Origin of the sequence: Photorhabdus noenieputensis (genome assembly GCF_018448935.1) — a bacterium.
In the GTDB taxonomy this organism is placed as follows: domain Bacteria; phylum Pseudomonadota; class Gammaproteobacteria; order Enterobacterales; family Enterobacteriaceae; genus Photorhabdus; species Photorhabdus noenieputensis.
In genome coordinates, this window is record NZ_RCWC01000001.1 from 71,742 (window position 1) to 84,302 (window position 12,561).

The window sequence follows — 12,561 nt, forward strand, 5'->3', positions numbered from 1 at the left end:
AGCTGAACAGGAATAATCATCGTGAATGAATCCTCCGTTGTTCAACCGCTATTAACTCGCGGTATGAAAGCTGTATTGGTGTCACAATTTTTTTCGGCTTTTGCCGATAATGCGCTGTTGTTTGCGATCCTGGCGCAGTTGAAAGCCCAGTTTTATCCTGACTGGAGTCAGCCGATATTACAGATAGTGTTTGTCTTGGCGTATATCCTATTGGCACCTTTTGTGGGGCAAATTGCCGATCGTTTCCCGAAAAATCGGGTGATGTTGTTTGCTAATAGCCTAAAGTTGTTGGGCGCGTTTACTATTTGCCTGGGCTATGATCCATTTTTGGGTTATGCCTTGGTGGGCGCGGGGGCTGCATCATATTCACCGGCTAAATATGGCATCTTAGTTGAACTGACCGATGGTGATCGTTTAGTCAAGGCTAATGGTTTGATGGAGGCTTCAACGATAATTGCCATTCTTACGGGCTCTGTTGCTGGCGGTTTTTTGTCTGATTGGAATTTGGCTGTCGCACTGCTTGTTTGTGCGCTGATGTATGGTATCGCTGTTGTCGCTAATTTCTTTATCCCCCGATTATCGGCGGTGCGTCAGGATAAAGGCTGGAACCTGAAAAAGATTCTGACAGACTTTACTTCATCTTGTTGTATTCTTTGGCATAACAAAGGCGCTCGATTTTCTTTAATTGGCACCAGTTTGTTCTGGGGAGCGGGTATAACCCTGAGATTCCTATTGGTCTTATGGGTACCTGTTGTTCTGGGAATTTCTGACAATAGCACGCCGACAATACTTAATGTGATGGTTGCTGTCGGCATTATTATTGGTGCAGGTGTTGCTGCCCGTTTCATCACCCTTAAAACGGTCCACCGTTGTATGCCTGCGGGTGTTTTAATCGGCGTGATGGTGGTCATTTTTGCTGTTCAGCAAAGTATTTGGGCTTCCTACGTCTTATTAATCATTCTCGGTATTTTTGGCGGTTTGTTTATTGTTCCACTGAATGCATTATTGCAGGAAAGCGGTAGACAAACGACTGGGGCCGGTTATGCAATCGCAGTACAGAATTTGGGTGAAAATATCGCCATGTTATTGATGCTTGGCCTGTACTCATTGGCTATTAAAATAGGCGTCCCGGTTGTTACAACAGGGGTAGGCTTTGGTACTCTGTTGGCGTTGACAATCACGAGCTTGTGGATTTGGAACCGGTTTCAAAGAAATTGATCTTTTACCGGATAAAGAGTGTGTTATGAGTGAAAAAATTCTGACTCAGCTTAGTATTGAACTGGGAGAGAAGCTGAAACAGCAAAAACTGTGGGTGACCTGTGCTGAATCTTGCACCGGTGGCTGGTTGGCGAAAACAATTTCAGATATTGCCGGTAGCTCTGCTTATTTTGACCGAAGCTTTGTGACATACAGTAATAAAGCTAAGCATCAGATGCTTGGCGTATCAGAAGCTGTTTTACAGCAATATGGGGCTGTTAGTGAACAGGTTGTGAGAGAAATGGCCGCAGGAGCACTGAAAGCCGCGCAGGCAGATCTGGCGGTTTCGGTCAGTGGCATTGCCGGGCCAGATGGTGGCAGCGAAGAAAAACCGGTTGGTACCGTGTGGTTTGGATTTGCCTATCTAACGGTAAATGGGGTAGAAGTTGTTTCCCGCCGTTGTTGTTTTGACGGCGATCGAAATGAAGTACGCCTGCAAGCTGTCATTTATTCTCTGAAGACACTGTTATCAGAGATTATATACCCTATGGATTTCAAGATGGATCGCGACGGCAAGGGAGAGAATCCCCGGGAGCATAGCTGACTATGTGACTGGGGTGAACGAGTGCAGCCAACAAAGAGGCAACTTGAAAGATAACGGGTATAAAAAATTAACTTGATGCTGTATGATTATACAGTATAATTGCAAACAACGTTTTAGTATCAGAAATTATTCATCGGCAGTGAGAGAGCCCTTTCATTGCTTACGAGGGAGTAAAAATGGCTATTGATGAAAATAAACAAAAAGCACTAGCAGCGGCACTCGGCCAAATTGAAAAACAGTTTGGCAAAGGTTCCATCATGCGTTTGGGCGAAGACCGTTCAATGGACGTTGAAACTATCTCCACGGGTTCATTGTCACTGGATATTGCATTAGGTGCTGGTGGCCTGCCGATGGGGCGTATTGTTGAAATTTATGGTCCGGAATCTTCTGGTAAGACAACGCTGACATTACAGGTTATTGCCGCAGCACAACGTGAAGGTAAAACCTGTGCGTTTATTGATGCTGAACATGCCCTTGATCCTATCTATGCTAAGAAGTTGGGTGTTGATATTGATAACTTGTTGTGTTCTCAACCCGATACGGGAGAGCAGGCTCTTGAGATCTGTGATGCGTTAACACGTTCCGGCGCTGTTGATGTCATTATCGTAGACTCCGTTGCTGCCTTAACGCCAAAAGCCGAAATAGAAGGGGAAATTGGCGATTCTCATATGGGGCTTGCAGCTCGAATGATGAGTCAGGCAATGCGTAAACTGGCCGGTAACTTGAAAAGCTCCAATACGTTGTTGATCTTCATCAACCAGATTCGTATGAAAATTGGTGTCATGTTCGGTAATCCTGAAACAACAACCGGTGGTAACGCGCTGAAATTCTATGCTTCTGTTCGTCTGGATATTCGCCGCATTGGTTCTGTGAAAAATGGCGAAGAGGTCGTTGGTAGCGAGACCCGTGTTAAGGTGGTAAAAAACAAAGTGGCCGCGCCATTTAAGCAAGCAGAATTCCAGATTATGTATGGCGAAGGCATTAACACTTATGGTGAATTAGTCGATTTAGGCGTGAAGCATAAATTGGTGGAAAAAGCGGGCGCATGGTACAGCTATAATGGCGATAAAATTGGTCAAGGCAAAGCGAATGCTACCATCTACCTGAAAGAGCATCCTGAAATTTCTGCTGAATTGGATAAAAAATTACGTGAGATGCTGTTGCATAATGCCGGAGAATTCAGTAGCGCTGCTTCTGATTACGAAGGCGATGAAAACGAAGAGATGAATAACGAAGAATTCTAATCTGACTAATTATATCGGTAGTCTGTATTCTCGTATTAAAGCTGTAAAAGTTTTGTCATCAAACTTATACCGCGTTAATAATGACGCGGTTTTTTCTCTCAGAAAGCGAGTATTATCCATATTATACGATCATGCTTTCAGAAAATACCCAGACGATTTACAATGCTGCCAGCGAATGGATATATCTGGGATTTTATACCCTATGGATTTCAAGATGCATCGCGACGGCAAGGGAGCGAATCCCCTGGAGCATAGATAACTATGTGACCGGGGTGAGTGAGTGCAGCCAACAAAGAGGCAACTTGAAAGATGACGGGTATATACCCTATGGATTTCAAGATGCGTCGCGACGGCAAGGGAGTGAATCTCCGGGAGCATAGATAACTATGTGACCGGGGTGAGCGAGTGCAGCCAACAAAGAGGCAACTTGAAAGATGACGGGTATACTTCTAATAGAAGAACTTTTATCTTATCCCCACTTTGTTTATTCGTGAGTTGAAAATAGGTGATGGAATATCCCACCTAACCAATTCATAAATCTGTTTTTCCAGCTTGATTTCGGGACAATTATGAGCAAAAGCACCGCTGAGATCCGTCAAGCGTTTCTCGACTTTTTTCATACTAAAGGGCATCAAATCGTACCAAGTAGTTCTTTGGTGCCAAATAATGACCCAACACTGCTGTTTACCAACGCAGGGATGAACCAGTTTAAGGATGTATTTCTTGGACAGGATAAAAGATCTTATTCCCGAGCAACAACTGCTCAGCGTTGTGTTCGTGCCGGTGGTAAACATAACGATTTAGAAAATGTAGGTTACACCGCACGCCATCATACCTTCTTTGAGATGCTCGGTAATTTCAGCTTTGGCGACTACTTCAAACATGATGCTATTAGCTATGCTTGGGAACTTCTGACTGGCGAAGATTGGTTCAATTTGCCTAAAGAAAAATTATGGGTGACTGTCTACCAGACAGATGATGAAGCCTATGATATTTGGAAGAACGAAGTCGGAATACCAGCAGAAAGAATTATCCGCATTGGTGATAACAAAGGTGCGCCTTATGCATCGGATAACTTCTGGCAAATGGGTGATACCGGTCCTTGCGGTCCTTGCACTGAAATTTTTTATGATCATGGCGAACATATCTGGGGTGGACCGCCAGGAAGCCCAGAGGAAGATGGTGACAGATATATTGAAATCTGGAATATCGTCTTTATGCAGTTCAACCGTCATGCTGATGGCACGATGGAGCCGTTGCCAAAACCATCCGTAGATACAGGAATGGGGCTGGAGCGTATCACCGCTGTATTGCAGCACGTCAATGCTAACTATGAGATCGATCTGTTCCGTGATTTGATTACAGTTGTTGCTAATATCACTGGTGCTACAGATGATCTGAGTAATAAATCTCTGCGGGTTATTGCTGATCACATTCGTTCATGTGCATTTTTGATTTGTGATGGTGTTGTCCCTTCTAATGAAAACCGTGGTTATGTTCTGCGTCGTATTATCCGCCGAGCTATCCGTCACGGTAACATGTTAGGGGCTAAAGATACCTTCTTCTACAAACTGGTTGCGCCATTGATAGAAGTGATGGGCGCTGCGGGAGAAGAGCTTAAACGTCAGCAAGCACTTGTTGAGCAGATCTTGAAAACAGAAGAAGAGCAGTTTGCTCGTACTCTGGAACGTGGCCTTCAATTGCTAGACGATGAACTGGCAACACTGTCCGGTGATATTCTGGATGGTGAAACGGCTTTCCGTCTGTATGATACCTATGGTTTCCCTGTAGATTTGACCGCTGATGTTTGCCGTGAGCGTAATATTAGCGTTGATGAAGCGGGATTTGCAGTAGCAATGGAAAATCAGCGTCGTCGTGCTCGTGAATCAAGTGGTTTCGGTGCCGATTATAATGAATTGATCAAAGTTGATGAACGTAGTGATTTCTCTGGCTACGATCATAACGAACAGCAGGCGACAGTAACGGCTATCTTCCGTAATGGTGAATCAGTCAATCAAATTCAAGCGGGTGAAGAAGCGATTGTTATACTGGATAAGACCGCTTTTTATGCTGAGTCCGGTGGACAGATTGGTGATTCAGGTATTCTGAGTAATACCGATTGTGCTTTTTGTGTTATTGATACACAAAAATATGGTCAGGCTATTGGTCATATTGGTAAGCTTGAGAAAGGTACCTTAAGTGTAAACCGTAACATCAATGCGGTTATTGATATTGAACGTCGTGATGCAATTCGTTTGAATCACTCAGCAACCCATCTGTTACATGCTGCGTTACGTCAAATTTTGGGTGAGCACGTATCACAGAAAGGCTCTCTGGTTAACGATAAATACCTTCGCTTTGATTTTTCTCACTTTGAAGCGATGAAACCAGAACAGATCCGTCAGGTTGAGGATTTGGTTAATGCCAAAGTTCGTCAAAATTCACCTGTTGTTACTGAATTGATGGATCTGGAAACAGCAAAAGCCAAAGGTGCGATGGCACTGTTTGGTGAAAAATACGAAGAACAAGTCCGTGTACTATCAATGGGGGATTTTTCCACTGAATTATGTGGAGGGACTCATGCAAATCGTACCGGTGATATTGGCTTGTTCCGTATTATTGCTGAATCTGGAACGGCTGCGGGTATCCGTAGGATCGAAGCGATTACAGGTAAAAAAGCGGTGGAATCTGTACATCAACAGGTTGATTTACTTCAAGATATTGCTCAATTAGTGAAAAGTGATATCCATAGCCTGAGTGAAAAAGTACGGATGATGCTGGATAGAACCAAAGCGTTGGAAAAAGAGCTTCAACAGCTTAAAGATCAACAGGCTGCACAAGAGAGCTCTTCTTTAGCAAGTAAAGCGAAAGAAGTGAAGGGTGTGAAGTTGTTGGTCAGTCAGTTAAGCAATACAGAACCTAAGATGTTGAGAACGATGGTTGATGATCTGAAAAATCAACTAGGTTCAGCGATTATTGTGCTTTCCACTGTAAGTGATGATAAAGTCAGCTTAATTGTTGGTGTCACAAAGGATCTGACTGCTAAAATAAGAGCAGGTGAGTTAATTTCTTCTGTAGCTCAGCAGATCGGTGGTAAAGGCGGTGGTCGTCCTGATATGGCCCAGGCAGGTGGTTCTGATGTTGAAGCGTTGCCTTCTGCTTTGGATAGCGTGGAAGAGTGGGTAGCATCGCGGCTGTAAGCGGTATTACCTGAGTTTACGGGGCATCATGAGTTGTTTTTATGGTGCCTTGAAATCTTGTTGTGAAATTGTTAAAAGGTTAAGCGCATATTTATTTATTTTGGCTAAACTATATAGGTAGGAAATGCGCTTAAAATTGCTTATACTTTAAGCATATACCATTGTTTTACGTTTTCACGGTGTTTGATGGATAATAGCGGGGAAACCGAAAGACCCGACTCTTTTAAATTTTCAAGGAGCAAAGAATGCTTATTCTGACTCGTCGAGTTGGTGAAACGCTCATGATAGGCGATGAGGTAACAGTTACTGTACTGGGGGTTAAAGGTAACCAAGTTCGTATTGGTGTAAATGCCCCTAAAGAAGTTTCTGTTCACCGTGAAGAAATTTATCAGCGGATTCAGGCCGAAAAGTCTCAGCCAACAACTTACTGACTCTAAGTTGGCGTCCTATCTTTGTCAGAACCGGGCGCCATTTTTGAGGGATCTCACCTCTGTTGGTATTTTTTGGTCTTACTAATTTTTTAACCTCTTGTCTATTTTCCCATCTTTTTTGTTTTTCTATCGAAAGAACAGAGAGTTCCTAACATGCTATTGTGGCGAATAATGATTTGTATGCACTTCAATTGAGGTTGTAATAATTTACTGCTGATAAAGTGTGCTTTCTGACGTCAAACTAAACATCTTGGGTGTGAAGTGTTCAAACAAACACAGGTTTAGAAAAATTGTTTGACTTATAAGTCTGGGAAAGTAATATGTGCGCCACGCAGTGACGAGGAGCTTAAACAAAAGTTCTGAGTCGCGATTCGAAAGAAAGCGTACGGTGAGATGGCCGAGAGGCTGAAGGCGCTCCCCTGCTAAGGGAGTATGCGGTTAAAAGCTGCATCGAGGGTTCGAATCCCTCTCTCACCGCCATTTAAACCACGCATCCATAGCTCAGCTGGATAGAGTACTCGGCTACGAACCGAGCGGTCGGAGGTTCGAATCCTTCTGGATGCGCCATATTAAGCCTTGAGATGAAATCATCCGAGGTACCATTCGGGTAATCGAAGCAACCACTGCCTTTTACCAAGAGTGAAAAACTGAACACGCATCCATAGCTCAGCTGGATAGAGTACTCGGCTACGAACCGAGCGGTCGGAGGTTCGAATCCTTCTGGATGCGCCATATTTAACCTTGGGATGAAATCATCTGAGGTATCATTCAGGTAGTCGAAGCAACCACTGCCTTTTACCAAGAGTGAAAAACTGAACACGCATCCATAGCTCAGCTGGATAGAGTACTCGGCTACGAACCGAGCGGTCGGAGGTTCGAATCCTTCTGGATGCGCCATATTTAACCTTGAGATGAAATCATCCGAGGTACCATTCAGGTGATCGAAGCAACCACTGCCTTTTACCGAGAATGAAAAACTGAACACGCATCCATAGCTCAGCTGGATAGAGTACTCGGCTACGAACCGAGCGGTCGGAGGTTCGAATCCTTCTGGATGCGCCATATTAAGCCCTGCTAAAACAGCAGGGCTTTTTCCTTTCTGGCTGTCTATATTGCCATCACCAACTCGCTCTCCGTATAACGCTGAAATGTTTTTGCTGCTATACCCTATGGATTTCAAAATGCATCGCGACGGCAAAGGAGCGAATCCCCGGGAGCATAGATAACTATGTGACCGGGGTGAGTGAGTGCAGCCAACAAAGAGGCAACTTGAAAGATGACGGGGATATATCTAATCAGCGACAATTTGGCTTGTTTAAGATAAAGTAAACCCTTATAAAAATTCTTCTAAACACTACGGGAGGTCGAATTGATCCCGGACGTATCAAAGGCTCTATCATGGCTAGAGGCGCATCCGACAATTTTAAATGGAATTCGTCGCGGTGTTGAACGTGAAACATTGCGTATTACTTCAGATGGTAGTTTAGCCATAACGGAACATCCTAAAGCACTTGGTGCAGCGCTTACACATAAATGGATTACTACTGATTTTGCCGAGTCACTGTTGGAGTTCATAACACCAGTTAATGATGACATAAAATATACGATTTCTTTTCTTAGCGATGTTCATCGTCACACGGCGCGTATGCTGGATAAAGAAAAAATGTGGCCATTGAGTATGCCATGCTTTATTGATGCGGAAGAGAACATTACTCTGGCTCAATATGGTACATCGAATGTTGGTCGCTATAAGACTTTATACCGTGAAGGGTTGAAAAATCGTTATGGCGCGTTAATGCAGACCATATCCGGGGTTCATTATAATTTTTCATTGCCAATTGAGTTCTGGCGAGCTTGGGCTGGTATTGAAGATGCAGAGAGTGGTAAAGAGCAGATTTCTAATGGCTATTTCCGCTTGATCCGTAACTATTACCGCTTTGGATGGGTGATCCCATACTTGTTTGGTGCTTCTCCGGCAATTTGTTCCTCGTTCTTACGTGGAAGAGAGACTTCTTTTCTTTTTGATCGCACAGAAGATGGAACTTGTTATCTGCCTTATGCGACTTCACTAAGAATGAGTAATCTGGGATACACCAATAAATCACAGAGTGATCTGAATATTACGTTTAATAACCTACACACCTATATTGACGGGTTGAAAAAAGCGATTCATAAGCCATCTGATGAGTTTGCTAAATTGGGTATTAAGCAAGGTGATAAACATATTCAGCTCAATACCAACGTCTTACAAATTGAAAATGAATTATATGCGCCAATCCGACCTAAACGTGTCACAAAAGGGAATGAATCGCCTTCTGATGCGTTGTTGCGTGGGGGGGTGGAATATATCGAAGTTCGTTCATTGGATATTAATCCATTTGCCGCGGTTGGTGTCAATGAAACACAAATCCGTTTTCTTGACCTATTCTTAATATGGTGCGTGCTCGCCGAAGCGCCTGAGATGGGCAGTGATGAATTAGATTGTTGCCGTAAGAACTGGAATAGAGTGATCCTTGAAGGGCGTAAACCAGGGCAAATGATAGGTCTTGGTTGTGGAAGTGTGGAAGAGCCGTTAGCAAAAGTTGGCAAAAAGTTATTTAGTGACTTGAAACGGGTTGCCACAATATTGGATAGTTGTTCTGGCACACAGTATCAAAAGGTTTGCGAAGAATTAATTGCGATGTTTGATGATTCATCACTGACTTTATCGGCTCGCGTGCTGGAAAAAATGAAGAGCCAGGGCATTGGTGGCTTTGGACTGGAACTAGCAGATGAATACCATCAGCAACTGATCAATGAAAAATATGAGGTTATTAGCGACGAACAGTTTGCTATAGAACGCAGGGCCTCCGTAGAGCGACAAGACGCGTTGGAACGTGAGGATACGGTTAGTTTTGATGAGTATCTGAAACAACAGACAGGATGCTAGAAAAGAAAACGGCCACAAGTAAAAGTGGCCAAATAGGATTTTCTAGAGAATAGGGATAATAATAACGCTTCTTTCATTCTTTATGACCGGTGGCAGATGAAAAAGTTTCATTTGCTTGAAAAAAATCTGAATTTTTTGTGGAGATGAAGAAATGCCTTTACTGGATAGTTTTACTGTTGACCATACTCGTATGAATGCGCCAGCCGTAAGAGTTGCTAAGACTATGAAAACGCCTCATGGCGACACCATCACAGTTTTCGATTTACGTTTCTGCGTACCCAATAAACAGGTTATGCCTGAAAAGGGTATTCATACACTTGAACATTTGTTTGCAGGTTTTATGCGCAATCACCTCAATGGTGAGGGGGTTGAAATTATTGACATATCGCCAATGGGATGTCGAACAGGTTTTTATATGAGCTTGATTGGCGCACCGGCAGAAGTACGTGTTGCAGACGCATGGAAAGCGGCTATGGCTGATGTCTTGAAAGTGAAAGATCAGAGCCAGATCCCAGAACTAAATATTTATCAATGCGGTACTTATCACATGCATTCACTGACAGAGGCTCAGGATATTGCACATCATATTCTTGATTCAGACGTCCTTGTTAATAAGAATGATGAGTTGGCATTGCCAGAAGAAAAACTGACCGAATTGAAAGTGTAGTCCCATAGCAGTGATAATATTTCGGGTTCCTGAAATGAATTATTAACAGGAATTTGCCGTTGGAGGTGCGCCTCCAGCGGCACCAATTTTCCGCAGCGATTTAAATGGCTGGTGCTTTTTGCTCAGGAAATTGGCTAATGGGGGTAACTCGAACTTGTTTAATGACATTATCGTTGACTGAAAGTACTTCAAAATTATATTTGCCGATTTGCACTTGTACATTAAGTGCGGGTATTTCGCCTAACTCTTCAAGTACCATACCATTAACCGTTCGTGGTCCATCAACAGGCAATGCCCAGTTAAAGGCTTTATTTAATTCGCGGATATTGGCTGTCCCGTCAACCAAAATAGTCCCATCACTTTGTGGTGAAACTTCTTCTGCCAGAGAAGGGGACATTGATGTTGTAAAATCACCGACAATCTCTTCGAGGATATCTTCAACGGTGACCAGACCTTGAATATCACCATACTCATCAACGATAAGCCCGGCTTTTTCCTTATTGCGTTGAAAATTCACTAACTGGATATTAAGTGGTGTGCTGACGGGGACATAATAGATTTTATCTGCTGCTTTAATGAGGTTTCTTTTGGTGAACTCTTTTTTTTCTGTCATCAGTCGGTAAGCTTCGCGTACACGAAGCATGCCAATGGCATCATCAAGTGAATCACGATAAAGCACGATCCGGCCATGAGGTGAATGAGTTAATTGCCGTATGATGGATTTCCAATCATCATTAATATCAATGCCAACAATTTCATTACGGGGAACCATAATGTCGCCGATTGTGACTTTTTCCAGATCTAAAATTGAAATCAGCATATCCTGATGTTGCTGTGATAGCTTGGCATTTGATTCATGCACAATAGTGCGAAGTTCATCTTTACTCATTGCGTGACTGGAGCCAGTAGGTTGTTTGATACCAAGGCAACGCATTAACAATAAAGTAATTTTATTTAGTACCCAGACTAACGGCAGCATGATTTTCTGTAACGGGCGGAGTAAAAAACTGCTCGGAAAAGCGACTCTTTCAGGATAGAGAGCGGCTATCGTTTTTGGCATAACCTCAGAAAATATCAATACGATAAACGTCAGAATACCGGTTGCAATAGCGACTCCGGCATCGCCATAAAGACGCATACCAATGATAGTAGCGAGTGCTGAGGCAAGAATATTAACCAGATTATTGCCGATGAGAATCAGGCTGATGAGCTGTTCAGGATGACGAAGTAATGCTTCAACTCTGCGGGCAGAGTGGTTCCCTTGCTTTGCCAGATGACGTAAGCGATAACGATTCATTGTCATCATACCTGTCTCGGAGGCGGAGAAATAAGCTGAGACAATGATCATGATGATTAAAATAATCAGTAACGTGCTTGTTGAGACATGCTCCAAGGCAGAATTCCTTCCAAGTATTGATTGAACATCATACTGCTAGTAAACCATGATTTCCTGTAATAATCGATTGCCGAAATAGGCGAGTGTCAGGGTAAATGCGCCGATCAGGTTAAACCAGATAACGCGTTTACCGCGCCATCCATCATGGTAGTGGCCCCATAATAAAACGATGTAAACAAACCACGCGATGATAGACAAAATTGCTTTGTGGATATTTTCGCTACTGAAAATATTATCTATATAGAGGATACCGGTACAGAGCGTCAGTGTTAGCAATATTACGCCAACCTGAGTGATATGAAACATTTTGCGTTCAATGAACATCAATGGGGGCATATTTGGCGTAAAAGAGAGTTTTTTGTTTTTAAGCTGATGATCCAACCATCCAAGTTGTAATGCATATAATGCAGCGATAAGTAAAGTTGCGTAACCAAGAAGCGCTAAGCCAATATGAATAGATAATTCAAAGCTGGCCTCTAGATGGGTAATGAATTCACCTGGCATCAGACTCGCTAAGACCAAATTTATCATGGCAAAACTGTAGACAATGGGTAGCAGGAACCAGGCACGGCCGTGAGAAGCAACAATTGTCATGATGATACAAGTCAGTAAACTGACAATAGAACCTAGGTTTAGAAGAGTGAGGTTTTGCCCGCTGCTAACGTGGAAGATCTGATACTTAAGTGCAATGGCATGACAAGTTAAAGCGACAATCGCAGAAAGTAATGCCAGCCTGCGGTATCCCTTCGATTTCCGCAGTAAGTTGGGAATAATCAGTACTAGGCTGAGTAAATAAGCGAATAAAGAAATTATAGAAAATACTGGCATAGCATTAGCCGTTTTAGCGATAGTCTTTGGTTGAATTAAAGTTTAAGTATACCGCCAGCAAGGAT

Annotated in this window: 9 protein-coding genes and 5 tRNA genes; 12 read left to right on the plus strand and 2 right to left on the minus strand. The window is 43.1% G+C overall.

Going from position 1 to position 12,561, the window contains the following annotated elements; all coding sequences use genetic code 11:
* Nucleotides 1-63 precede the first annotated feature (63 nt).
* From lplT to luxS, 12 genes are all read left to right on the plus strand, one after another.
* Nucleotides 64-1,218 (plus strand): lysophospholipid transporter LplT, encoded by a 1,155-nt coding sequence (lplT, locus tag EAE91_RS00360; RefSeq protein WP_244868607.1) that lies wholly within the window; start codon nucleotides 64-66, stop codon nucleotides 1,216-1,218.
* Between the two features lie 25 nt (nucleotides 1,219-1,243).
* Entirely contained in the window at nucleotides 1,244-1,801 is a 558-nt protein-coding gene (gene pncC, locus EAE91_RS00365; RefSeq protein WP_214086778.1) for a nicotinamide-nucleotide amidase, read from the plus strand.
* Nucleotides 1,802-1,977: 176 nt separating this feature from the next.
* On the plus strand, nucleotides 1,978-3,045 hold the full coding sequence (gene recA, locus EAE91_RS00370) for a recombinase RecA (RefSeq protein ID WP_214086779.1): 1,068 nt from the start codon (nucleotides 1,978-1,980) through the stop codon (nucleotides 3,043-3,045).
* Between the two features lie 569 nt (nucleotides 3,046-3,614).
* Nucleotides 3,615-6,245 (plus strand): alanine--tRNA ligase, encoded by a 2,631-nt coding sequence (gene alaS, locus EAE91_RS00375; RefSeq protein WP_214086780.1) that lies wholly within the window; start codon nucleotides 3,615-3,617, stop codon nucleotides 6,243-6,245.
* A gap of 245 nt (nucleotides 6,246-6,490) precedes the next feature.
* Nucleotides 6,491-6,676, plus strand: coding sequence for a carbon storage regulator CsrA (gene csrA, locus EAE91_RS00380; protein ID WP_002209449.1), 186 nt, complete (start codon nucleotides 6,491-6,493; stop codon nucleotides 6,674-6,676).
* 387 nt (nucleotides 6,677-7,063) lie between these two features.
* Nucleotides 7,064-7,156 (plus strand) — tRNA-Ser (locus EAE91_RS00385).
* Nucleotides 7,157-7,166: 10 nt separating this feature from the next.
* Nucleotides 7,167-7,243: transfer RNA gene (locus EAE91_RS00390), tRNA-Arg, on the plus strand.
* Nucleotides 7,244-7,331: 88 nt separating this feature from the next.
* Nucleotides 7,332-7,408, plus strand: a tRNA-Arg gene (locus EAE91_RS00395).
* Between the two features lie 88 nt (nucleotides 7,409-7,496).
* Nucleotides 7,497-7,573: transfer RNA gene (locus EAE91_RS00400), tRNA-Arg, on the plus strand.
* Between the two features lie 88 nt (nucleotides 7,574-7,661).
* Nucleotides 7,662-7,738 (plus strand) — tRNA-Arg (locus tag EAE91_RS00405).
* Between the two features lie 307 nt (nucleotides 7,739-8,045).
* Nucleotides 8,046-9,605, plus strand: a complete 1,560-nt coding sequence (gshA, locus tag EAE91_RS00410; RefSeq protein WP_214086781.1) for a glutamate--cysteine ligase — start codon at nucleotides 8,046-8,048, stop codon at nucleotides 9,603-9,605.
* A 151-nt stretch (nucleotides 9,606-9,756) separates the two neighbouring features.
* Nucleotides 9,757-10,272 (plus strand): S-ribosylhomocysteine lyase, encoded by a 516-nt coding sequence (gene luxS / locus EAE91_RS00415; RefSeq protein ID WP_214086782.1) that lies wholly within the window; start codon nucleotides 9,757-9,759, stop codon nucleotides 10,270-10,272.
* 100 nt (nucleotides 10,273-10,372) lie between these two features.
* Here the strand turns inward: luxS and EAE91_RS00420 are convergent, their stop codons facing one another.
* A complete protein-coding gene (locus EAE91_RS00420; protein ID WP_214086783.1) occupies nucleotides 10,373-11,665 on the minus strand; it encodes an HlyC/CorC family transporter in 1,293 nt (430 codons plus the stop codon).
* 39 nt (nucleotides 11,666-11,704) lie between these two features.
* A complete protein-coding gene (locus EAE91_RS00425) occupies nucleotides 11,705-12,496 on the minus strand; it encodes a cytochrome C assembly family protein (protein WP_214086784.1) in 792 nt (263 codons plus the stop codon).
* Nucleotides 12,497-12,561 lie beyond the last annotated feature (65 nt).

Coding starts and splice junctions, on each gene's coding strand:
- luxS (WP_214086782.1), top strand. CDS start 9,757: ATGCCTTTACTGGATAGTTTTACTGTTGACCATACTCGTATGAATGCG.
- recA (WP_214086779.1), top strand. CDS start 1,978: ATGGCTATTGATGAAAATAAACAAAAAGCACTAGCAGCGGCACTCGGC.
- pncC (WP_214086778.1), top strand. CDS start 1,244: ATGAGTGAAAAAATTCTGACTCAGCTTAGTATTGAACTGGGAGAGAAG.
- csrA (WP_002209449.1), top strand. CDS start 6,491: ATGCTTATTCTGACTCGTCGAGTTGGTGAAACGCTCATGATAGGCGAT.
- lplT (WP_244868607.1), top strand. CDS start 64: ATGAAAGCTGTATTGGTGTCACAATTTTTTTCGGCTTTTGCCGATAAT.
- alaS (WP_214086780.1), top strand. CDS start 3,615: ATGAGCAAAAGCACCGCTGAGATCCGTCAAGCGTTTCTCGACTTTTTT.
- EAE91_RS00425 (WP_214086784.1), bottom strand. CDS start 12,496: ATGCCAGTATTTTCTATAATTTCTTTATTCGCTTATTTACTCAGCCTA.